This is a genomic window from Actinocrinis sp., assembly GCF_035605935.1.
Lineage (GTDB): Bacteria > Actinomycetota > Actinomycetes > Streptomycetales > Catenulisporaceae > Actinocrinis.
In genome coordinates this window covers 1-21,961 of the sequence record NZ_DATNGK010000208.1, presented here as the reverse complement: position 1 = coordinate 21,961, position 21,961 = coordinate 1, and the positions used below count along the sequence as shown (strand labels likewise).

The following is a 21,961-nucleotide window of genomic DNA, read 5'->3' as shown; positions in this document are numbered from 1 at the left end:
CGGGAGCGGCGGCGCCGGCCTGCTCCAGGGGCATGCGGTGAGCTGCGAAGCGGAGTCGAAACGCCCTGCTGTGGCGGTACGGGCGGATTTCGGCACTCGGATCAGAGGTCTACACCGCTGCCCGAAGGGGGTCAATGATTCATCGGATGTTTCAGGCCGTTACAACCGCTGACTGGTCAGAGACCTTTACTCCGCAGCTCAGCGCGCTGAACGAAGTTTGCGGCTCGGTTTGATGAATCAACACTCTTTGACGTCATTCGGCCGTGGGGATACACCAAGCCGCGATGACAGCAAACCTTTTCACTGCGTGTTTGCCCACTGAGGGGAATCGACAAAAACCGTGAAACGTACACTCATCGCGCTCTCGGCCACCGGCGGGCTGCTGGCCGCTTCGGCCACGACCGCGCTAGCAGTCGGCCATCCAGCCGCCGCGCAGGTCTTCAACGTCAAGTCCTATGGCGCCACCGGCAACGGCTCGACCGTCGACACCGCGGCCATCAACAAGGCGATCGCCGCGGCCAGCGCCGCCAGCGGCGGCGGGACCGTCGAGTTCCCGGCCGGAAAGTACAAGTCGGTCTCCATCCACCTGCGCAGCAACGTCGACATCCAACTGGATTCCGGCGCCACCATCACCGCGGCCTCCAGCGGCTTCGACGCCGCCGAGTCGAACTCGTTCTCGCAGTATCAGGACTTCGGCCACAGCCACTTCCACGACGCCCTCATCTGGGGCGAGAACCTGACCAACGTCGCGTTCACCGGATCCGGCACCATCGACGGCGCCGGCAACCTGAAAACCGGCAGCATCAGCTCAGGACAAGCCGACAAGGCCGTCTCGCTCGCGGTCGTCGACGGACTGACCATCTCCGGGATCACCATCAAGAACGGCGGCCATTTCGGCATCCTGCTCAACGGCGGCAACCACGTCACGGTCGACCACCTGACCATCTCCACCGCCTCGAACCGCGACGGTTTCAACGTCATCAACACCGCCAACTTCACGGTCACCAACAGCAACATCGCCTCCAGTGACGACGCGCTGGTGTTCAAGAGCGACTTCGCTCTCGGCCGCACCTTCCCGAGCACGAATATCAACGTCAGCAACACGACCGTGTCCTCGACCGGCAACAACGCGCTCCAGTTCGGCTCGGAGACCTGCGGCGACTTCAGCGACGCGCACTTCTCGCACATCACCATCAAGGGCGCGGGCAAAGCCGGCATCGGCATCGTGTCGATGGACGGCGCGCACATCTCCAACGTCAGCTACAGCGACATCACCATGACCCACGCCGCGACTCCGATCTTCTTCAAGATCGGCTCGCGTGGCCGCTGCCCCGGACACCCCGGCGTCGGCACCATCAGCGGGATCACCCTGAACAACGTGACCGGCACCGGCTTGAGCGACAACGGTTCGTTCACCAGCACCATCACCGGACTGCCCGGCCACCCGGTCACCGACGTGACGCTCACCAACGTCAACCTGACCGTCCCCGGCGGCGACCTCGCCGCCGACTCGAGCATCAACCCGCCGGAGAAGCCGACCACCTACCCGCCGCGCGACTATGGCACTCGGCCCTCCTACGGCTGGTGGCTGCGGCACGTCGGGAACATCACGTTCCAGAACGGTCGGCTCGGTTTCGACAAGAACGACGGGCGTCCGGCCTTCCAGACCACTGACGGATCGGCGGTCAAGGTCAATAATGTCGTCGTACAGCGCGGCAGCGGCAGCACCTACGACGTCGGGTTCTTCTCTTCGTCCGGGTCGAGCGCGACCGGTCAGACCACGACCGGCGCGGCCCTGCGCGTGAAGACCGGCTGACGGCGCACGGCCGATCCTACGGACGATCAGGGTTTCCTCATGCCCTGCGAACGAGGAGGTAGGCGCGCGATGGCGGTCACGATCCGGGATGTGGCACGACACGCAGACGTGTCCATAGCCACTGTCTCGCGCGCCCTGAGCGCCCCCGACCTGGTTGCCGAACGCACCAGGGCGCGGGTCATCGCGGTGGCCCGGCAACTCGGCTATGAGCCGAACCGGGCCGCCCGCAGCCTGATCACCGGGCGTACCGGGTTCATCGGTGCGGTGGTACCCGACGTGGCCAATCCGTTCTTTCTCGGCGTGCTGAAGGGGATACAGGCGGCTGCGCGCGAACGCGGGCACCACGTGCTGCTCGCGGACACCTCGGAGGACCCGGTGGCCGAGGCCGAGCTGCTCAGCTCGATCAGCCGCCAGGTGGACGGGCTGATCCTGCTCTCCTCGCGGCTGCCGGTGGCCCGGCTGCGCGAGTTCCCTGGGCCACGCACCCTTCGGTCTACCGGTCTGCAATCCGGCGCGCTGCAATTGAACGGGAGTCAGGCGAACGGGCTCCAGTCGAACACCGTGCTGTTCAACCGGGTGTTGCCCGGTTTCCCCGCGGTGCTGCTGGACAGCGGCGACGGAATCCGGCAGATCGTCGCCCACCTCGCGGCGCTCGGCCACCGCCGGTGCGCATACGCGGGCGGGCCGCGGGAGTCCTTCGCCGACGCCGAACGCCGCAGGGGGCTGGCCAAGGCCTGCCACGGCACGGACATGCGGATCATCGACCTGGGCTCCTTCGCGCCGCAGTTCGCCTCCGGCGCGCGCGTGGCGGACCTGGCGCTGGAATCAGGCGCCACGACCGTGATCGCGTACAACGATCTGGTGGCGCTCGGCGTGATCGCCCGGCTGCGCGACCGCCGGATCGATGTGCCGCTGGAGATGAGCGTGACCGGCTTCGATGACATCCCGATGGCCTCGATGAGCGCGCCGCGCCTGACCACGGTGTCACTGCCACTGGAGCGGGCTGGCCGGTCGGCGGTCGAGCTGCTGCTCGGCAAGGCCTGTGGCAACGCCGGAGCGGCGGGGAACGGCGCCGTGAATGCAAGCGGTTCGGCGGACACCGCGCCGCGCGGCCGATTGCTTCCGGTACGGCTCGTGGTCCGCTCGTCCACGGCCGCGGCCCGCCGATCCGTGGGCTGACCGTAGTAGGCCGCCTTGGAGCAGCAGCGCCTTTGGTGCGTTCGCTTTCGCTAACAGCGAACGCACCAAAAGGCGCTGTGCCACACCGCGCCGATTGGCCGCGTGCCATGCTCGAATCATGGCGAAGCCTCCGAATGACCTTCCCCGCTATCGCGTGCTGACCGGCCCGGACGATGAAGCGTTCTGCCGGCGCGTCAGTGAAGCCCTCGACCTGGGCTATGTCCTGCACGGCGGCCCGGCGCTCACCGTGAACGGCGAGCAGACGATCGTCGCGCAGGCCGTCGTGTGGCCCGAGCCCGCCAAACCGAGCGATCACGTCGTCGGATTCGTGTCCTCGGGAGCGAGTTCCATCGTCGGTCGCGGCTGATCGGCGCTCCGCTCGTCGGAACAGGCCGCCGCTTTTGGGAGCCTCGCAGCTCGGCGGCGTTCGGCGGCTGACGATGGTACATCCGTGCCAAGCTGCCGCGCCGCGCCTTGAGAGTGGCGCCCGGTGCGCTATGGTCGATTTCCGACTCGGTGCTCGGCCGGGCGGCCAGGACGTGGTGAAAATGGCGCAGGAGACCTCGCCGTGAGTGACGCACCCGTCCCCTGCGACCAATCCGCAGCCTCCGGCCTGCGCCACATGCTCTATCCGTATTCCGGCACGAGCACCTACCTCGACGGGCTGATGGCCTACGTCGGCGAGGCACGCGCCGCCGGCGCCAGCGTGGTGGTCTGCGCGCCCGAAGACCGCTGTGACCTGCTGCGCGGCTATTTGCACAACGGCGACTCGGTCGCCTTTATGGACCTGACGGCCCTCGGCAACAATCCAGGCCGCCTGATTCCGGCCTGGCAGGAATGGATCGAGCGGCGCAGCAATGCGGGTGCGGTACACGGCATCGGCGAGTCCGTCTGGAGCGGACGCAGCACCGCGCGTTTATCCGAGCTGCGGTACCACGAGTGGCTGCTCAACGTGGCGTTCGAGCAGGCCCCCGCGTGGTCGCTGCTCTGCCCGTATGACACGACTGGCCAGTCGGAAGAGACCATCCAAGCCCTCAGCCGCTCCCACCCGTACGTATGGGACGGGGTTGCCGGCACCACCGCGGAGCAGTACGCGGCCGCACCGTACGCGTTCGCGCCGCTCGCAGGACCGCATGCTCCGTTCGACGAGAAGACCTACACGATCGAAGACCTGACCGCGCTGCGGGAACTTGTCACCGAGTGGGCGACGACCCATAGCCTGTCGACGGATCGGACGCGCGACCTGTTGCTCGCGGTCACCGAGGTCGCCTCGAACAGCATCCGGCACGGCGGCGGCGGAGGCACGCTGCGCATCTGGGTCGAGGATGGCGCGCTGGTGTGCGAGTTCCGGGACGCCGGGGTGATCAGCAACCCGATGGTCGGCCGGGTACGGCCCGCGGCGAACCAGATCGGCGGCTGCGGACTGTGGTTCGTGCACCAGCTGTGCGATCTGGTCGAGATCCGCTCCGGCCCGAGCCACGGCACCCGTGTCCGCCTGCATATGGATCTGCCCTACACCCAGGGCGAGGAGAAGACTTAGCGGGTGTGTCAGGGTCGGCGGCCTTTTGCGACGCCCGGCCGGGCGCCATGCACCCGGCCGGGCTCCCATCCCTAGTTGCAGTTGTGGATGTCGCTGGTCGACGAAGCGATGACCACGTCAAGCAGCCCGAGGGCCTTGATGTGGACCGCGTTCACGGTCAGGCCCTGATCGGCGCCCGGCACCGCGCTCTGCTCGTTGAGGACGATCGTCACGCCGAGCACGCTCACCGTGGTGTTCGCGCCCGGATGCAGGTTCACGTTCACCGGGATCCCGCCGACGCTCAGCGAGGTGACCGTCGTGTCGCCGGAGGAGCCGGCGCAGGTCGTCGTCGAGGAGGACTGGACCAGGCCGACCTTGATCACCGGCACGCCGAGGACGCCGATCGTCGCGTCCTGCACCGAGGCCGAGCCGGTCGACGTGCCCGGGTTCAGCGCGGTGACAACCTTCGCGCACAGCGTGTGCGCCGAGATCAGGCCGCTGATCGCCACGACACACGGCGGGCCGAAGGTGCCTGCCGCCGCCGTCGCGATCTGGCCGGTGTCCGGCACCGGCGAGATGCCGACCAGGCCGCTGGAGGACAGGCCGAAGGCGCGACCGGTCAGGTACTGGAACTTGAGCGTCGCGTTGGCCGAGGAGGGCTGGTAGTAGGAGTCCCCGGCGAAGGCCGCCGTGACCGGCACGGAGGTCGTCGCTGCCGGCTGATTCACCGAGGCGATGGTGCACGAAGCCGATCCGGACGAATCCGTCGTACCGGAGCAGGACTGCGCCGAGCCGCCGGAGCCGATCGTGAACGTCAGCGTGCGGTTGGCGATCGGCGCCGTGCCGTCCTCCTTCAGCACTCCGGAGAGGGTGAGCGGCGCACCGTTCGCGGCCTTGGCCGGACCGGTGTACGTGGTCGTCGTCTCCTCGTGCGTGACGGTGAAATTGGCCGAGGCCGACGTTCCCAGGTCGGTCGCGTCGCCCGCGAAGGTGGCGGCCAGGGTGTAGCCGCCCGCGGCCTCCTGCGGCGTGATCGAGCAGGACGCGACGCCGCTGCTGTTGGTCGTCGCCGAGCAGGTCTCCGCACCGTTCAGCGAGAACGTCACGCTCTGCCCGGCGATCGGCCCGGCGTTGTCGGTCAGCGTCGCGGCGACGGTGGCCGGGTCGTGGTAGTCGGCGCTGGTCGCACCGCCGGTGATGGACAGCGAGGACTGCCGCTGCTGCCAGAGCACGTTGACCGTGTTCGACGTGATCGTTCCGGCCGGGTTCGTGGTGGACGCGACATCGGTATCAGTGCCCAGAGTCGAGCCGGTGTAGCTGAACGGCGCGTCTCCGTTCTGGTCGGTCGTCGCGCTGCCGCTCTTGCCCGCGTTCGGACCGCTCTGGACCGCGAAGTCGATCTTCGCGCCCTGTAGCGCGGTGCCGCAGCTGTTGGCCAGGTGCGCGGTGACGGTCGCCGACGAGCCGATCGCGTCGGTCTGTGTCGCCGGAGCGAGCGAGAGTTCGGCGCCGGGACAGGACTGGGTGCCGATCGACGACCACTGTTCCGACTCATTCGGACCGCCGGCGCACACCGCGCGGTCAACGCCGCCGGTGTTGAGCACCTGGCCTGAGTCAGGGTACGCATTGGCTACGCCGTCGATCGTGGTGTCCACTTCGGGGATCAGGCCGTCCGGAGTGCAGTTCGTCCCGCCGCCGTTCGGCCCGATATCGGAGGTGTCGAAGCCACCGCTGGTCCCGGCGCAGTCCGCGGCGAGGTCCGTCGTGGTCTGCGTCACGATCAGCTGCTCGCCGGCCTGAAGCACCTGATTGTGCTGCCACATGTCGAACGTGCAGGTGCCCAACTTCACGACTACCGAGTTCACGGTCACCGCGAGCGGCGCGTTGTTGACAATGCGCACCGCCCCGGCGTCGAAGGTGCAGTTCGGCGTGCAGCCGTTGAAGACGACCGACGGCGAACCGGCCCACGGCGTCGGGAAGTTGGCCGGGTTCGCCCGCAGGTTGTCGGCGTACCCGACGAAGACCTGCACGTTGGCGGCCGCGAAGGCTGGGGCGGCGGGCAGCGCCACCACCCCGATCAGCGCGAGTGCGGCGGCGAGCAACGCGGCTAGCCGCCCGCCGAGTCGTGACTTACTCCATGCCTGAATCACATGACACCCCCTGCTCGGCGGCGTACACCGCCGCTCCGACCCGATTTCGAACCCTGACTCAGGGCTCTGGTCCAGAGTTGACGATAAGGAAATCGGGGCGTCACAACCAGGCGGAAACGGGGGCGCGCGAGACGCACGCCATGGCCCGTGACGTGCGGCTAAGTGCGCTCGAAACGGTTATTCGAGAGAAACTCGGCTTCGTAGAAGTCTGATTCGAAGTGGGGGAGGATTCAGAGTTTCAGCCGATACGCCCGCGCGGCGGCGCCGCCGAAAACCTGCGCCAGCTCGTCCGCGGACAGCTGATCGGTCAGCTCCCGCGCCGCCTCGGCTACCCGGTCATACGAGGCCGCGAGCAGGCAGACCGGCCAATCCGAGCCGAACATCAGGCGGTCCGGGCCGAACGCGTCGAGCGCCGTCTGCGCGTATGGTCGCAGGTCTGATACAGTCCACGAACCCTGATTCGCCTCGGTGACCATACCCGACAGTTTGCAGAACACGTTCGGTTCGGCGGCCAGCTCGCGCAACGCGGTGGCCCACGGCTCCAATGCGCCCGCGGCGATCGGCGGTTTAGACAGGTGATCGAGCACGAAGGTCAGCTGCGGCAACGCGCGCGCTGTCTCGATCGCGGCCGGCAGCTGGTGCGGGAACGTCAGAATGTCATAGCAGAGACCTGCTTCGGCGACCGCGGTCAGGCCGCGGCGCACATCGTCCCGGCACAGCCATCGCGGATCAGCTTCACCCTGCACCAGATGCCGGATGCCGACCAGTCGATCGCCGCCCGGGCCTTCGCGCAACGCGGCCAACGCCGCCGACACGCCCGGCGCGGTCAGATCCGTCCAGCCGACGACTCCGGCCACCACGTCCGAACCCTCGGCCACGGCCAGGAACTCGCGCGTCTCCTCGGCGTCGTCGAGCACCTGAACCAGGATGCTGCGATCGATCCCGGCAGCGGCCGCGACCGCCGCGAACTCCTCCGGCGCAAAGGTCCGACGGATCGGCGCCAGTTCGGGACCGTCGAGCCACGGCTGCTCGCGCCGGGCCAGATCCCACAGATGGTGATGCGCATCGACTCTGCTCAAAGCCATGAGCAGGACTGTACCCGGTGGCTGTCCGTCCGGCCGCGTCCCATCAGGCTCGCGGCGCCGGGACGCTCCCGTTGCGCGGTACCGCGACGCCGTCGGCGCTGTAGCTGCCGTCGATCACAGCCACCTTCGGCTCCATCACCCGCTCGAAGCCGACCTCGCGCCGCGCTCCGATCATTTTAAGCCGCGCGGTGCTGCGGATATCAGCGCTCGACGCGCCGATCCGCAATTCGACCTCGCCCGGATCCACCTGCCGCTGACCCGCTCGGCCGGTGTACGCCGTCAGGTCGGCGTGCAACTCGATGGTCACCGTACGCTCGCCGCCGGGCGGCAAATCGATGCGTGGCGCGGCGATCAGCTTCTGCACCGGCCGCGCCACCTCCGCTACCGGGTCGTGCAAATAGACCTGTACGACCTCTGACGTCGGGACCGGTGTGCCGTTACGCAGCGCGACTGTCACCTGGTAGGTGCCATCCGTCGCCCAGGTCTGCGCCGCGGCCTCGACGCCGATCCAGGTCGCCGGGGCGTAGGAGAGGCCGTGGCCGAACGGGAACAGCACCGTCTGGTCGATATTGCTTACTCCACTCGCCTGGCCCAGCGGGGGGACCAAATAAGTCGAGGGCTGATTCACTCCGGCCGCCGGGAAGGTGACCGGCAGCCGTCCGGACGGATTGACTCGGCCGGACAGCACGTCCGCGAGAGCGTGCGCGCCCTCCTCGCCCGGGAAGAAGCCGCACACCACCGCCGCGAGCCGGTCCACCTGCCGGGACAGCTCATACGGCCGCCCCACCAGCAGCACCAGCACGACCGGCGTGCCGGTCTCCAGCAGCGCGTCGAGCAATTCCTCCTGCCGGCCGGGCAACCGCAGGTCGGTCGCGTCGCAGCCCTCGCCAGAGGTGCCGCCGCCGAACAGGCCAGCCTTATCGCCGAGCACTGCGACGCACACCTCCGCGGCCCGCGCCGCGCGCACCGCCTCCGCGATGCCTTCATCGCTCCCGCCGAGCACCGGAACACCCTGCGCATACGAGACCTGATACCCGGCCGTGTCCTCGCGCAGCGCCCCGAGTAGCGTCGCGACCTCGATACCCATCGGCACATCCGGGTGGTGCACCCCGACATGCATCGGGAACGAGTAGCAGCCCATGAGCGCGCCCGCCTCGTCGGCGCGCGGACCGACTACCGCGATCCGCTTCCCGGCCGCCAGCGGCAGCGCGCCGTCGTTGCGCAGCAAGACGATCGAGCGCTCAGCCAGTTCCCGCGCCAGGGCCCTCGACTCGTCATCATCGAGCCTTACCGACTCGGGATCAGCGGGCTCGGGTGACCAATCCGCGTCGAGCAGCCCGAGTTCGCACTTCTGCCGCAACACCCGCTCCAGTGCCCGGTCGATCAGCGCGATATCGACCTCGCCCGCGTCGATCGCGTCGAGCAGCGGCTGTCCGAAGCACTTGACCGTCGGCAGTTCGACGTCGATGCCGGCCCGCAGCGCCTGGCCTGCCGCGTCTCCTTCCGACTCGGCGACGTTGTGCTCCATCTTCAGGAACGTGACCGCGAAGTAGTCGGAGACGACGGTCCCGGTGAAGCCATAGGTACCGCGCAAAAGGTCGGTGAAGAGTTCCGGGTCGGTCGCGGCGGGCAGGCCGTCCATGTCTGTGTACGCATTCATCACCGATCGAGTGCCCGAGCGCAGCGCCATCTCGAACGGCGGCAGCAGCACGTCGGCTATCTCGCGCCGGCCGATCGACACCGGGGCGTGGTTGCGCCCGCCGCGTGAGGCCGAGTAACCCACGAAGTGCTTCAGAGTACTGATGATCCCGGCCGACTCGACGCCGCGCACGTACGCGCTGCCGATCACGCCGACCAGGTACGGATCCTCGCCGATGGTCTCCTCGGTCCGGCCCCACCGCGGATCGCGGCTCACGTCGAGGACCGGGGCGAGCCCCTGGTGCACGCCGAGCCCGCGCATCGTGCGGCCGATCTGCGCGCCCATCCGCTCCACCAGACGCGGATCGAAGCTCGCGCCCCAGCACAGCGGTGACGGGAAAACGGTTGCCTGCCACGCCGCAAGGCCGGTGAGGCACTCCTCGTGCACGAGCGCCGGGATGCCGAAGCGCCCCGCCGCCATGATCTGCCGCTGGCTGCGGGCCAGCGCGCTCGTTCCAGCCAGCGGTTCGATCGGCTTGGTGCCGAACGGCCGGGTCAGCTGGCCGATTCCGTCACGGATCAGCTCCTCCCAATCCGTCGAGACCACGGCCAGTTCGTGCTGATGCGGAGCCACATCGCCGCCGGCGCTGTCTATCCCCACCCAGACGCCGTAAAGCTGCGCCACCTTCTCCCGGATCGTCATCCGGGCCATCAGGTCGCCGACCCGCGCGCCGACATCGGCCGCCGGGTCGCGCCACACCTCAGCGGTCAGTTGATCGTCGATAGCCACGTACGGTCCGTCCGTCCTTCACGCGCGCAGAGCGATTATCCGAGCAAGAGCGTTAACTTTTGGATTGATCCGCCGGCCAGCGGCCGGTCACAGCGCCCGGGTCGACTGGCGCACGACCAGCCGGGTCGCGAGCGTGATGTGGGTCTGCTCAGGGCTCTCCCCCCGGATGAGCTTGACCAGGATCTCGATCGCGCGCTGTCCCATCGTGCGGATCGGCTGCTCGACCGTGGTCAGCGGGGGAGTGCTCAGCACCGACTCCGGGATGTTGTCGAAGCCGACGATGGACAGGTCCTGCGGCACGCGCAGCCCGAGTTCCTCGGCCACCTCGATGGTCGCGATGGCCGATAGGTCGTTCGCCGCGAACACGGCGGTAGGCCGATCGGGGGAACTGAGCAGCTCACGCGCGGGCTTCACCGACACCTCCGGGTCGTAGGCGCCGACCTGCACCAACCGCTCGTCCACTGGCACGCCCGCCGCGCGTAGCGCCTCGCGGTAACCCTGCTCGCGTAGCTGAGCGGACTGCAGATCCGGGCGGCCGCCGAGCAGTGCGATGCGCCGGTGCCCGAGTTCGAGCAGGTGTTCGGTGGCCAGGCGCGCGCCGCGCAGGTTGTCCGAATCGATGGTCGGCAGGTCCGACGCGCCGGTGTGCGGGTCGACCGCGACCACGGGAGCGCCGTACTGCACATCGACCACGGTCGGGGTGACCAGGACCGCGCCGTCCACCAGGGTGCCGCTGAGCCGGGAGAGGTACCGCCGCTCCCAGCCGACGTGGTCGCTGGTGCGCCCGCCGGCCGAGTAGACGACCAGTTCGAAGCCGGTGCCGCGGATCGCGTCGCCCGCGCCTTTGAGCAGTTCGGTGCTGAACGGCTCCAGGTCCGCCACCAGGATCCCGATGACGTTGGTGCGGTGATTGCGCAGGCTCTGCGCCACGAGGCTGGCCTCGTAACCGAGCTCGTTGATGACGGCCTGCACCCGCGCGAAGGTGTCAGCCGACACGCCGTAGCGCTGGTTGATGACCTTGGACACGGTCGCGACCGACACGCCGGCAGCGGCGGCGACGTCGCGAATAGTCACACGGGAGCTTGGTTGCACCGGGCCAGAATAGCGTTGTAAATCGTTATCGACAACGATTGACACGATCACGAGTTGAGCGCAAACTCTCTGCCATCCTGGGCTCACTTCGCCCGGTCCAGTTCGGCCGACGTCGTCAGGAATGGACCAGCCATGCGTAGAATCCGCACGATCAGCTTCGTCGCCGCAGCCGCGGCCCTGGCGCTCACCGCCTCGGCGTGCAGTAGCAGCAGCGGTGGCGCGAAAAGCAGTTCAAGCACCGGGTCGGCCAACCTGACTTGGTGGCACAACGGCACCACGGACCCGGTCAAGTCGCTCTGGGCGCAGGCCGCGGCCGACTACACCGCCGCGCATCCCAACGTGAAGTTCACGGTGGACCCGATCCAGAACGAGCAGTTCAAGACGAAGGTCCCGGCCGCCCTGGCCGGCGGCAACCCGCCCGACATCTTCCAGCAGTGGGGCGGCGGCCAGCTGACCAGCCAGATCACCTCCGGCAAGGTCATGGACCTCACGTCGGCGGTCTCCAGTTGGATCAGCGAGCTGGGCGCGACCGCGGCCGGCTGGCAGGCGAACGGCAAGCAGTACGGCATCCCCTACGACCTGCATGTAGTCGGGTTCTGGTATCGCAAGGACCTGTTCTCGCAAGCCGGCATCACCGCCCCGCCGACCACGATGGACGAGCTCAACGCCGACGTGGCCAAGCTCAAGACGCACAACATCGCGCCGATCGCCATCGGCAGCAAGGACGGCTGGCCGGACGCGTTCTACTGGGACTACTTCGCGGTGCGCGAATGCTCCACCGACGTGCTGAAGCAGGCCTCGAAGGACCTGAAGCTGGACGACCCGTGCTGGACCAAGGCGGGCAACGACGTCAAGACCTTCCTGGCCACCAACCCGTTCCAGACCGGCTTCCTGGGCACCCCGGCCCAGCAGGGCGTGGGCAGCTCGGCCGGACTGGTCGCCTCGGGTAAGGCCGCGATGGAGCTGCAGGGCGACTGGGAACTGCCGACCATGGAGGGCCTGCTGCCCAACGGCAACTTCAAGTCGCAGATGGGCTGGTTCCCCTTCCCGGCGGTGACCGGCGGCCAGGGTGACCCGGCCGTGGCGCTCGGCGGCGGCGACGGCTTCTCCTGCACCACCGGCGCCGGCCCGTCCTGCGCGGACTTCCTCAAGTACCTGGCCAGCCCCGCGGTTCAGGACAAGATCGCCTCGCAGGGCATCGCGCTGCCGGCGAACCCGGCCTCGTCCTCGAAGCTGACGGACCCGAACCTGCAGACGATCTCGTCGTACGCGGCGAAGGCTCCGTACATCCAGATGTACTTCGACATCGCCTTCCCGACGGCTGTGGGCCAGTCGCTCGACAACGCGGTCGCCGACTTCTTCGCGGGTAAGGGCACGCCGCAGACGATCATCCAGAGCGTGACGAGCTCTGGTTCGGGCGGCAAGTAATGAGCGAAGCACGGGTCACGGCGGGGATGGCCGACACCATCCCCGCCGTGGCGGGCGACAAGACGCCCGGTCGCTCCGGCCGCGCCGTGAAGGCGGCGCGGCCGGTCCGTCCGAGCGGACGGCGCAAGAGGCTGGAGTTGGTGCTCCTGCTCACGCCGGCGACGCTGCTGTTCGCCGGCTTCGTGCTGGCGCCGATCGCGCTGGCCGCCTACTACAGCTTCTACAACTGGGACGGCTACGGGCCGCTGACCTCCGCCGGCCTGTCGAACTACACCAGCGCGATCACCGGGAGCAACTTCCAGCACTCGGTGGGGCACAACCTGATCATCGTCGGGCTCTCGCTGGTGATCCAGCTGCCGCTGAGCATCGGCCTGGCGATGCTGCTCAACCGCAACCTCAAGGGCCGCGCCCTCCTGCGCCTGGTGGTCTTCGCGCCCTACGTGCTCTCCGAGGCGATCACCGCGGTCGTCTGGTACCAGATGCTGCAACCGAACGGTTTCGTCGACCAGGTGCTGATCTCACTTGGGCTCGGCAGCCAGGTGCATCTGTGGCTGGCCAGCCCCAGCCTCGTGCTCTACACCCTCTTCGTGGTGATCACCTGGAAGTACATCGGGTTCGGCATCATTTTGCTGCTCGCGGGACTGCAGGGGGTCCCGTCCGAGCTGCGTGAGGTCGCGGCGCTGGATGGGGCGAGTTCCTGGCAGGTCACCCGGCACATCGTGCTGCCGTTGCTAGGCCCCACCATCCGGATCTGGATCTTCCTGTCCGTGATCGGCTCGCTCCAGCTGTTCGACCTGGTCTGGATCATGACCGGCGGCGGCCCCGCCGAGGCGTCCAACACGATGGCGACCTACATCTACAACTTCGGCATCCAGAAGCAGCAGTACGGCTTCGCCAGCGCGGTCGCCGTGATCCTGTTCATCATCTGCTTCGCTTTCGCGCTGGCCTACCAGCGTTTCGTGCTGCGCCGCGACACCGAGGGCGCACTGACCCGGGTGGTGGGGTGACGGCATGTCAGCGGCTGTGAACACGACGGCGGCCGGGATGGCCGCGGCCCCCCGGCGTCGCGGGCGCGGCGGCCCCGGCGGCGGGCGTTCCTGGGTGGCGTACCTGGTGGCGATCGTCATCATCGGGCTCACCGTGGTCCCGCTGCTGTTCGTGATCCTCGGCGGTTTCCGCACCAACCCCGAGCTCAACTCGGACCCCGCGGCGCTGGTGCCGAAGCACTGGGTCTGGTCGAACTACGGCACCGTGCTGACCGACCCGAAGTTCTGGCGCAACATCTTCAACAGCGTGCTGATCGCAGTGGTGGCCACCGGGATCGCGGTCGGCGTCGGTTCGATGGCGGCGTATGCGCTCTCGCGCTACAGCTTCCGCGGCCGCGAGGCGTTCTACAGCTTCTTCACCATCGGCCTGCTCTTCCCGATCGGCGTCGCGGCGCTGCCGCTGTTCCTGCTGATGCACGACCTGCACATGCTCGAGCACTGGTGGGGTGTGGCGATCCCGGAATCGGCCTTCTCGCTGCCGGCCACCATCGTGATCCTGCGGCCGTTCATGCGGGCCATCCCGGGGGAGATCGAGGACGCCGCGATGCTCGACGGCGCGGGCCGGCTCGGCTTCTTCTGGCGCATCCTGCTGCCGCTCTCCCGGCCGGCGCTGATCACGGTCGGCATCCTCGCGTTCGTGACCAGCTGGAACGCTTACCTGCTGCCGCTGCTGGCGTTCAACGACCAGAACAACTTCACCCTGCCGCTGGGCGTGGCGAACTTCCAGACCCAGTACACCCAGGACACAGCGAAGATCCTCGCGTTCACCGGCCTGTCCATGGTGCCCGCGCTCGCGTTCCTGGCCATCGCGGAACGGCGCATCGTCGGCGGTCTGACCGGCGCCGTGAAGGGGTAGCCGATCTCGGGTGGCCGGGTGATAGAGATAGCGGTGTGACCGACTCCGCGAAGAAGACCCCGGCGAAAACGAACACCGCACCGGGTCCGATGGCCGACCCGCTGGACCTGCTGGACATCTCGTCCCTGCTGGGGGAGGAGGAGCGGGCGATCCAGCGGTCGGTGCGCGAACTGCTGGCCGACCGCGTACGGCCGCACATCGGGGGCTGGTTCGAGCGCGGGCATTTCCCGCGGGACCTGGTTCCCGAGCTCGGCAAGCTCGGCCTGCTCGGCATGCACCTGGAGGGTTACGGCTGCGCGGGCACGAGCGCGACGGCGTACGGCCTGGCCTGCCTGGAACTCGAAGCGGCCGACTCGGGCCTGCGCAGTTTCGTGTCCGTGCAAGGCTCCCTGTCGATGTATTCGATCCACCGCTACGGCACCGAGGAGCAGCGGCAGCAGTGGCTCCCGCGCCTGGCCGCCGGTGAGGCGATCGGCTGCTTCGGCCTGACCGAACCGGACTTCGGCTCGGATCCGGCCAACATGCGCACCCGCGCGGTACAGCAGGGCGGGCCGGGCGGCGATTGGATCCTCAACGGCGCGAAGATGTGGATCACCAATGGCGGCATCGCCGATGTGGCCACCGTCTGGGCCGGGACCGAGGACGGCATCCGCGGCTTCCTCGTCCCGCGCGGCACGCCCGGTTTCAGCACCCGCGACATCGAGAACAAGCAGTCGCTCAGGGCGTCGGTCACCTCCGAGCTGGTCTTCGAGACCGTGCGCCTTCCCGACGCGGCTCGGCTGCCCGAAGCCCGCGGCCTCGGCGCACCGCTGTCCTGCCTGAACGAAGCGCGCTTCGGCATCCTGTTCGGCGCGGTGGGCGCCGCCCGCGACTGTCTCCAGACAGCGCTCGAATACGCCGGCCACCGGGTCCAGTTCGGCAGGCCGATCAGCGCCTTCCAGCTCACCCAGCGCAAGTTCGCCGACATGGCCGTGTCGCTGAACACCGCGATGCTGCTCGCGCTGCACCTGGGCCGGCTCAAGGACGCGGGCCGCATCCGGCCGGAGCAGGTCAGCGCGGGCAAGCTCAACAATGTGCGCCAGGCGATCGACATCGCCCGCCAGTGCCGCACCATCCTCGGCGCCAACGGCGTCTCGCTCGACTATTCACCGATCCGTCACGCCAACAACCTCGAATCAGTGCTCACCTACGAGGGCACCGAGGAAATCCACACCCTGGTGGTCGGTCAGGCGCTCACCGGCCAGTCCGCGTACCGGTAAAACAGCGCTTCACCAGGTCACCGGCAGGCACACCAGCCGGCGCATGGCCACACCCTCGTCCCACGGCAGCTGCTCATGCGGGATCGCCACGCGCAGGTCGGGTATCCGGGCTAGCAGCACCTCGAGTGCGACCTCGAGCTCCGCGGTGCCGAGCGGTGCGCCGACGCAGCGGTGCGGGCCGTGGCCGTAGCCGAGGTGGGGGCTCTCCAGCTTCCGGGTCACGTCGAAGCGTTCCGGCTCGCTGTACGCGTCGGCGTCGAAGTTCGCCGAGGAAAGCAGGGGGATGACCACCGAACCCTGCGGCAGCGGGATTCCGCTCAGCTCGACTGGCTCGGTGGTGATCCGCTCGAAGCTGGTCGTGGCGGCCGCGACGTACCGCAGCACCTCCTCGACCGCGTTCGGGATCAGTTCGGGCCGCCGCTTGAGCAGTTCCCACTGGTCCGGGTGCTGGCTGAAGGTCGCGATCATGTTGGGCAGGATGTTGGAGGAGGCGACCGTGCCGCCGCTGACGTTGACCCAGATGTTGGAGACCAGTTCTTCGTCGGTGAACCTGTCGTCGCCATCGCGGGCCTGAATCAGAGCGCTGGTCAGGTCGTCGCCGGGCTCGGCCCGCTTGCGCGCGACCAGGGCGGCGAAGTAGCCGGTGACCTCTTGAAAGGCCTGGCCCTGCTCCTCGGGGGTGAACCGGCCGAAGGAGAGGATCTTGGTGAGCCAGTCCATCAGCCGGCCGATGTCGGCGGTCGGCACGCCGAAGATCTCGAAGATCAGCCGGGCCGGGAACGGGGTGCCGAAGGAGGTGACGAAGTCCGCCGGCGGGCCCTGCTCAAGCATCGCGTCCACCAACTCGTTGGCGATCTGCCCGATGCGCGGCCGGAACTGGGCCACCTTGCCGGGGGTGAAGGCGCGCACGGTCAGCTTGCGCTGGCGCAGATGCTCCCTGCCCTCGATGTTGACCAGCAGGCCGGGAATGCGCGAGCCCTCGAGCAGCAGCGGCACCGAGGGATCCATGCAGCCCTCGCGGTCGAACACCGGCTCGGCGAGCACGCGCCGCGTGTCAGCGTGCCGCATCACGACGTACGCTTCGCCGCCGTTCGCGAGCCGCACGCGCGGAACCGGGCATCGCTGCCGATAGTCCTCGTACTGCGCGACGTAGTCGTCGCCGGGGGAGATGCCCTCGAAAGGGAAAAGCGGCGGCTGCGCTTCGGCGTCTGTGGCCGTGACAGCTGCCTCGGTAATCGTCGTTTCAGCCATTGCGTGTTCCTCCCGTGCGATGAGACGACTGGAGGGTGCGCGCGGACGCTAAAGCCGGGGATAAGTGGGAGGCGTTAGCCCTCGGCCGACGCGAGGCGATGCAGGCCTTGAATCGCCAGCGGATAGCCCTCAACGCCGAAGCCGACCACGATGCCGGCGGCGACCGGTGAGACGTACGAGTGATGCCGGAAGCTCTCGCGTGCGTGCACGTTGGAGATGTGCAGCTCGACGACGCGCAGGTGCGCACCCTTGATCGCGTCGTGCAGCGCGATCGATGTGTGCGTGTACGCGCCGGCGTTCAGTACGACGCCGATCAGCCGGCCCGCCTGCTGCTCGGCCCCGGCCTCTTGGAGCCAGTCGACCAGCTGGCCCTCGTGGTTGGACTGGCGGCATTGCGCGTCCAGTCCGAGCGCCGCGGCGGCCTTGTGGCACATCGCCTCGACGTCGGCGAGCGTCTGCCCGCCGTAAATCCCGAGCTCGCGGGTGCCCAGCAGGTTGAGGTTCGGGCCGTTGACGATCAAAACGGAAGGCATGGGTAGATCTTCCCGCCTGCGCTTCGCCTTCGCACGCTTCACCGCTAGGTTGACGCGAAGCCGGCGCCGGTCGAGCCTACCGGCATGGACTCGGAGAGCTGGATCGGCCGCAGCGCACAACAGATCGCTGACGCAGTGCGTCGCGGTGACGCGCAACCGCGGTGGGTGGTGCAGCAGCACCTTGAGCGGATCGAGCGGTTGAACCCGCAGTTGGGTGCGTTCCGCAAGATCCGGCATGAGGAGGCGCTCGCGGAGGCCGACGCGCTCGCCGCGCGCTCGGACCTCGGGCAGCTGCCGCTGGCCGGCGTTCCTGTCGCGGTGAAGGACAACGTCGCCGTGGCCGGGGAGCAAACCCGCAACGGTTCGGCGGCCAGCTCGGAGGCGGTGAACGACTCGGATCATCCGGTTGTCGCACGGCTGCGGGCGGCCGGTGCGATCGTCGTTGGGCTGACCAACGTGCCCGAGCTGTGCCTGACACCGATGACTGACAGCGTGTATGGCATCGCCCGCAATCCGTGGAACCGGCAGTCGACGCCCGGCGGCTCCTCCGGCGGCAGCGCGGCAGCCGTCGCCGCGGCGCTGGTCCCGATCGCGCACGGCAACGACGGCCTTGGCTCGATCCGTATCCCGGCGTGCTTCTGCGGCCTTGTCGGGATCAAGCCCGGGGCTGGCGTGGTGCCGGCGGTGCTGAACGAGGACGGAAGTCCGAGCTGGCACGGGTTATCCGAGAACGGCCCGCTGGCCACGACGGTCCAGGACGCGGCGCTCGCGCTGTCGGTGATGGCGGATGATCCGCAGCTGGCTGAACTGGACGAAGCTGTCGTTGATGAAGCTGCGGCGCAAGAGGCCGCGGTGAGCGAGAAGCGGGTGCGGGTCGGCGTCTCGGTCCGCTCCACGCAGTTGGGGCTGCCGATCGACCATCGGTGCGCGGCGGCCGCCAATGCGACCGCCGACCTGCTTGGCACATTCGGTCACGCGATCAGACCTCACACCGCGCGCTATCCGATGTGGCTAGGACCGGCTGTACTGCGGACCTGGTTCTCCTGCGCACATCAGGACGCGCGCACCCTTGATTCGGCGAAACTCGACCGCTCCACCCGCCAGATGGCCGGTCTGGGCCGCGCGCTCAACGCGGCGCACTTCGGCGGAGCGGGCGCGCGGAAACGGTGGCGCGACGGTGGCGGCGCGGAAGCGTTCTTCGGCGACGTCGACGTGCTCGTCCTTCCCGCCGTGCCGGTCCCGCCGCCCTTCGCCCGCCGATACGGCGAACGTGCGGCGGTGCGCAACACGATCACCAGCGTCATGGTCGCCCAGCTATTCGGGCCCTGGAACATCGCGGGCTGGCCGGCGATGAACGTGCCGGCTGGCGTGCACGATGCGGGAGGCTGGCCGATCGGAGTCCAATTGATTGCTCGGCCGGGCGGTGAGCGGCTGCTGCTCAGTCTCGCGGCGCAGATCGAGGCGGCGCGTCCGTGGGCCAGACATGCGCCGGAGTACGCCGCGTAAACTTACATCCCCGCAGCTCAACACGTCACCGTCCAATTCGGGCGCCATCCTGACTACCACCGTGGGAACAATTCGTCGACGGGAATCGTTCCTTCGCGTCATAGGGCAGATGGTCGGGTGTCGGGGGCAGCGGAGCGGGAAGCTGAATTTCGTGATCTGTGTCTTGTTCGCAGTGCTGACTGCGCTCAGCAATGCCGCGGCCTCGGTGCTGCAGCGCCGGGCGGCGAGCGAGGCACCCCCGGACGGCGCCTTCCGGCTCTCCCTGTTCGCCTATCTGGTGCGCCGCCGGGTCTGGCTGGCCGGGATTGCGCTGGTCGGCGCGGCCGCGCTGTTCCAGGCCGCGGCGCTGGGCACCGGTCCGGTGGCGCTGGTGCAGCCGATCTTCATCATCGAGCTGCCGATCGCGCTCTTGATCGCCGGGCTGCTCTTCCGCACTAGTCTGCCGCGCCGCACTTGGGTGGCGGTCGCCGCGGTGACCGCGGGCCTCGCTGTCGCGCTGGCTGCGGCGGCTCCCTCCGGAGGCGTCGACCGGGCGTCGAACCAGCTGTGGGTACTGGCGCTCGTCGCCACTGGCGGCTTCGAGGCGGTGCTGCTCATCGCGGCGATGCGGACCCGAGGTGAGCCGCGCGCAGCGCTCCTCGGCCTCGCCGCGGCCTGCGGTTACGCGTTGACCGCGGCACTGATGAAGCAGGCCATGTCGGCGCTCGCGGACGGACCCGGCGCGTTCTTCAGCTCGTGGCAGCTTTATGCGACCGCGGCGGCCGGGGTCGGCTCGCTGTTCCTGCTGCAGAACGCGCTGCAAGCGGGCACGCTGGTCGCCTCCCAGCCGATGTTGACGATCGGCGACGCGTTGATCAGCTCCTGCTTCGGTGTCCTGCTGTTCGCGGAGGACATGCGTTTCGGCTGGTGGCTGGTGCCCGAAATGCTGGGCCTTGGCGCGATCGCCATCGGCTATATCGAACTGGCGCGCTCGCCGCTGGCCTTGGGGCAAAGCCCGGCGGCGCAGGAGCAGCCAAGTGGCGAGGCGTCAGGCCAGTTCGAGCCCTCGACGAGGACGGCGTGACGAGGACTCAGCCGACGTACTCGCCGCCGCTCAGGATCCTGCTATACGCGTCGCGGGCGATATTCCCGCCGCTGAGGACCGCGACGTAATTGCGCCCGGCCGCAAGCTCGTCGCGCCGTGACAGATACGCCGCGACCGCCACCGCTCCACCCGGCTCCGCGACCAGCCGCGCGCTGCTCGCCAACGTGCGGACCGCGTCGAGGATCGCCGGCTCGGACACGGTGACCACGCCGGCAACCAGCTCCCTGATATGTAGCCAGGTCAGCTCACCGACGCTCGACGAGCGCAGCGCGTCCGCGATGGTGCGCCACGTGTCGTCCACCGACCAAGCTATTCGCTCCCCGCGGCGCAGCGACTCCTGTGCATCCGCCGCCAACTCCGGCTCCACGCCGAACACCGAGGCCTGCGGCATCAGTTCCCTGGCCGCGACCGCGATCCCGGAGACCAGCCCGCCGCCGCTGACCGGGGCGAGGATCGTGTCAACGCAGATGCCCAATTCCCGCGCCTGCTCGGCGATTTCCACGCCGATGGTGCCCTGGCCCGCGATGACCAGCGGATCGTCGAACGGGTGAATAAGGGTTCGACCTGTCTCGGCCGCCAGCATGCGGGCAGCTTCCTCCCGCTCCGCCGCCGGCACGCGAACCACCGTCGCGCCGAGCGCCTGCGTCGCGGCCACCTTGTTCTCCGCTGAGCCGTGCGGAATCACGATCAACGCGTCCACGCCGAGCCGCGCCGCCGCATACGCGACCGCCTGCGCGTGATTGCCGCTGGATACGGCGATGACCCCGGCTTCGCGCGCCTGCGCGTCCAGCGTCGCCAGCGCGTTGACCGCGCCGCGGATCTTGAACGCGCCGATTGGCTGAAGCGACTCGGCCTTGATCCACAGCGGCCGGTCCGGGTCGGCCCATGGACAGGGCAGCAGCGGAGTGCGGGTCGCGATACCGGCGATCCGCTTTGCCGCCGCCAACACCTCGTCGAGCTGCACCAGCCCGGCCATGGCACCGTCTCCCCTTCGTGACCGTCTTCGTATCGATCATAAGCGGAGGCTCGGACAAACCGGAGGGAAAAGGTTCGCGCAGTTCGCGCGCGGCTGTGGTCTACTGTGCGACGAGATGGAGACGGTCCGTGACGGGGAGCACACGATGCGGCGGATAACTTATTTTCAGGGGGCTGTCGTTCTCGCGGATGTGGGTACCGGAGCGCAGGCACTGGCGCTGCCGCAGGACGAACTGACCGCGGCGGTGCGGATAGCGGCGATTCTGGCGCGAAATTACGGGAAACTGATGCCGGGTGAGTACCAGGCCGTCATCGAGATCGATGATGCCCCGGCGCGCATGCTGATCATGGAAGACGATCCCAGGGTGGTCCGAGCCCGTGACCTGCTGGCCGCGATCGCCACGGACCGTGAATACACGGCCGCGGAACTCGATGAGGTACGGCGCGCGCTCTGAGAGGGCGTCTGATCCACCTAGGCCGTGTGTAAGAAGTTTCGCCGGGGCCGCGGCGCCTGCCACGCACGCTCGCTGCGTTGGCGAAGCGTCCGCAGATGCCCGATATGAGGACGCTCCGCCGCCTTGCGATCGCACGCGCCAGACGCCGCGGCCTTGTCCGACGCTACTTCTTACACACGGCCTGTGCAGTCGTGAGACGGGAACCTGGCCACGTGTTTCAGCGGCCTGGAGTCAGGCCTTAGCCGTCGCCGCGACGGCCGCCTCGATCGGCCTGCGCCACGTGTCGAGCCAAGGATCGA

At 68.5% G+C, this 21,961-nt stretch carries 18 protein-coding genes; 11 read left to right on the top strand and 7 right to left on the bottom strand.

Going from position 1 to position 21,961, the window contains the following annotated elements; all coding sequences use genetic code 11:
• Positions 1-340: 340 nt before the first annotated feature.
• From VN779_RS16715 to VN779_RS16700, 4 genes are all read left to right on the top strand, one after another.
• Complete coding sequence (locus tag VN779_RS16715) at positions 341-1,816, top strand: glycoside hydrolase family 28 protein (protein ID WP_325724303.1); 1,476 nt, start codon at positions 341-343, stop codon at positions 1,814-1,816.
• Positions 1,817-1,885: 69 nt separating this feature from the next.
• Positions 1,886-2,995: a LacI family DNA-binding transcriptional regulator gene (locus VN779_RS16710; protein ID WP_325724301.1), complete on the top strand. Its 1,110-nt coding sequence runs from the start codon at positions 1,886-1,888 to the stop codon at positions 2,993-2,995.
• A gap of 118 nt (positions 2,996-3,113) precedes the next feature.
• Positions 3,114-3,362: a DUF1737 domain-containing protein gene (locus tag VN779_RS16705; RefSeq protein WP_325724299.1), complete on the top strand. Its 249-nt coding sequence runs from the start codon at positions 3,114-3,116 to the stop codon at positions 3,360-3,362.
• A 201-nt stretch (positions 3,363-3,563) separates the two neighbouring features.
• Positions 3,564-4,535, top strand: coding sequence for a sensor histidine kinase (locus VN779_RS16700; protein ID WP_325724297.1), 972 nt, complete (start codon positions 3,564-3,566; stop codon positions 4,533-4,535).
• A gap of 71 nt (positions 4,536-4,606) precedes the next feature.
• Here the strand turns inward: VN779_RS16700 and VN779_RS16695 are convergent, their stop codons facing one another.
• From VN779_RS16695 to VN779_RS16680, 4 genes are all read right to left on the bottom strand, one after another.
• Complete coding sequence (locus VN779_RS16695; protein ID WP_325724295.1) at positions 4,607-6,664, bottom strand: choice-of-anchor P family protein; 2,058 nt, start codon at positions 6,662-6,664, stop codon at positions 4,607-4,609.
• A 230-nt stretch (positions 6,665-6,894) separates the two neighbouring features.
• Positions 6,895-7,749, bottom strand: a complete 855-nt coding sequence (locus VN779_RS16690; RefSeq protein ID WP_325724293.1) for an amidohydrolase family protein — start codon at positions 7,747-7,749, stop codon at positions 6,895-6,897.
• Between the two features lie 43 nt (positions 7,750-7,792).
• Positions 7,793-10,177 (bottom strand): beta-glucosidase family protein, encoded by a 2,385-nt coding sequence (locus VN779_RS16685; protein WP_325724291.1) that lies wholly within the window; start codon positions 10,175-10,177, stop codon positions 7,793-7,795.
• Positions 10,178-10,264: 87 nt separating this feature from the next.
• The gene (locus tag VN779_RS16680; RefSeq protein ID WP_325724289.1) at positions 10,265-11,251 is read right to left on the bottom strand and encodes a LacI family DNA-binding transcriptional regulator; all 987 of its coding nucleotides are present in this window, start codon (positions 11,249-11,251) and stop codon (positions 10,265-10,267) included.
• A gap of 150 nt (positions 11,252-11,401) precedes the next feature.
• On the opposite strand from VN779_RS16680, the gene VN779_RS16675 reads away from it, so the two are divergent.
• From VN779_RS16675 to VN779_RS16660, 4 genes are all read left to right on the top strand, one after another.
• A complete protein-coding gene (locus VN779_RS16675) occupies positions 11,402-12,697 on the top strand; it encodes an extracellular solute-binding protein (RefSeq protein ID WP_325724287.1) in 1,296 nt (431 codons plus the stop codon).
• Positions 12,697-13,704, top strand: a complete 1,008-nt coding sequence (locus tag VN779_RS16670; protein WP_325724285.1) for a sugar ABC transporter permease — start codon at positions 12,697-12,699, stop codon at positions 13,702-13,704. The genes VN779_RS16675 and VN779_RS16670 overlap by 1 nt, the downstream gene beginning before the upstream one ends.
• 37 nt (positions 13,705-13,741) lie before the next feature.
• The gene (locus VN779_RS16665; protein WP_414639689.1) at positions 13,742-14,599 is read left to right on the top strand and encodes a carbohydrate ABC transporter permease; all 858 of its coding nucleotides are present in this window, start codon (positions 13,742-13,744) and stop codon (positions 14,597-14,599) included.
• Between the two features lie 89 nt (positions 14,600-14,688).
• Positions 14,689-15,858, top strand: coding sequence for an acyl-CoA dehydrogenase family protein (locus VN779_RS16660; protein ID WP_349260830.1), 1,170 nt, complete (start codon positions 14,689-14,691; stop codon positions 15,856-15,858).
• Between the two features lie 9 nt (positions 15,859-15,867).
• On the opposite strand, the gene VN779_RS16655 is transcribed toward VN779_RS16660, so the two are convergent.
• Both VN779_RS16655 and aroQ read right to left on the bottom strand, forming a co-directional pair.
• Positions 15,868-17,109, bottom strand: coding sequence for a cytochrome P450 (locus VN779_RS16655; protein WP_325724279.1), 1,242 nt, complete (start codon positions 17,107-17,109; stop codon positions 15,868-15,870).
• A gap of 74 nt (positions 17,110-17,183) precedes the next feature.
• Positions 17,184-17,642, bottom strand: coding sequence for a type II 3-dehydroquinate dehydratase (gene aroQ / locus VN779_RS16650; protein WP_325724277.1), 459 nt, complete (start codon positions 17,640-17,642; stop codon positions 17,184-17,186).
• An 84-nt stretch (positions 17,643-17,726) separates the two neighbouring features.
• Between aroQ and VN779_RS16645 the strand changes: the two genes are divergently transcribed.
• Both VN779_RS16645 and VN779_RS16640 read left to right on the top strand, forming a co-directional pair.
• A complete protein-coding gene (locus VN779_RS16645; RefSeq protein WP_325724276.1) occupies positions 17,727-19,148 on the top strand; it encodes an amidase in 1,422 nt (473 codons plus the stop codon).
• A gap of 151 nt (positions 19,149-19,299) precedes the next feature.
• Positions 19,300-20,211 carry a DMT family transporter gene (locus VN779_RS16640; RefSeq protein WP_325724275.1) on the top strand — a complete coding sequence of 304 codons (912 nt, stop codon included), beginning with the start codon at positions 19,300-19,302 and terminating at the stop codon, positions 20,209-20,211.
• Positions 20,212-20,218: 7 nt separating this feature from the next.
• On the opposite strand, the gene VN779_RS16635 is transcribed toward VN779_RS16640, so the two are convergent.
• Positions 20,219-21,208 carry a threonine/serine dehydratase gene (locus VN779_RS16635; RefSeq protein ID WP_325724273.1) on the bottom strand — a complete coding sequence of 330 codons (990 nt, stop codon included), beginning with the start codon at positions 21,206-21,208 and terminating at the stop codon, positions 20,219-20,221.
• 115 nt (positions 21,209-21,323) lie between these two features.
• Between VN779_RS16635 and VN779_RS16630 the strand changes: the two genes are divergently transcribed.
• Complete coding sequence (locus VN779_RS16630; protein WP_325724271.1) at positions 21,324-21,662, top strand: hypothetical protein; 339 nt, start codon at positions 21,324-21,326, stop codon at positions 21,660-21,662.
• The last annotated feature ends 299 nt before the right edge of the window (positions 21,663-21,961 follow it).

What these genes read in the sequence shown, in the direction of transcription:
- VN779_RS16710 (WP_325724301.1), top strand. Translation starts at nt 1,886, where the DNA reads ATGGCGGTCACGATCCGGGATGTGGCACGACACGCAGACGTGTCCATA.
- VN779_RS16705 (WP_325724299.1), top strand. Translation starts at nt 3,114, where the DNA reads ATGGCGAAGCCTCCGAATGACCTTCCCCGCTATCGCGTGCTGACCGGC.
- VN779_RS16690 (WP_325724293.1), bottom strand. Translation starts at nt 7,749, where the DNA reads ATGGCTTTGAGCAGAGTCGATGCGCATCACCATCTGTGGGATCTGGCC.
- VN779_RS16675 (WP_325724287.1), top strand. Translation starts at nt 11,402, where the DNA reads ATGCGTAGAATCCGCACGATCAGCTTCGTCGCCGCAGCCGCGGCCCTG.
- VN779_RS16670 (WP_325724285.1), top strand. Translation starts at nt 12,697, where the DNA reads ATGAGCGAAGCACGGGTCACGGCGGGGATGGCCGACACCATCCCCGCC.
- VN779_RS16665 (WP_414639689.1), top strand. Translation starts at nt 13,742, where the DNA reads ATGGCCGCGGCCCCCCGGCGTCGCGGGCGCGGCGGCCCCGGCGGCGGG.
- VN779_RS16660 (WP_349260830.1), top strand. Translation starts at nt 14,689, where the DNA reads ATGGCCGACCCGCTGGACCTGCTGGACATCTCGTCCCTGCTGGGGGAG.
- VN779_RS16655 (WP_325724279.1), bottom strand. Translation starts at nt 17,109, where the DNA reads ATGGCTGAAACGACGATTACCGAGGCAGCTGTCACGGCCACAGACGCC.
- aroQ (WP_325724277.1), bottom strand. Translation starts at nt 17,642, where the DNA reads ATGCCTTCCGTTTTGATCGTCAACGGCCCGAACCTCAACCTGCTGGGC.
- VN779_RS16645 (WP_325724276.1), top strand. Translation starts at nt 17,727, where the DNA reads ATGGACTCGGAGAGCTGGATCGGCCGCAGCGCACAACAGATCGCTGAC.
- VN779_RS16635 (WP_325724273.1), bottom strand. Translation starts at nt 21,208, where the DNA reads ATGGCCGGGCTGGTGCAGCTCGACGAGGTGTTGGCGGCGGCAAAGCGG.
- VN779_RS16630 (WP_325724271.1), top strand. Translation starts at nt 21,324, where the DNA reads ATGGAGACGGTCCGTGACGGGGAGCACACGATGCGGCGGATAACTTAT.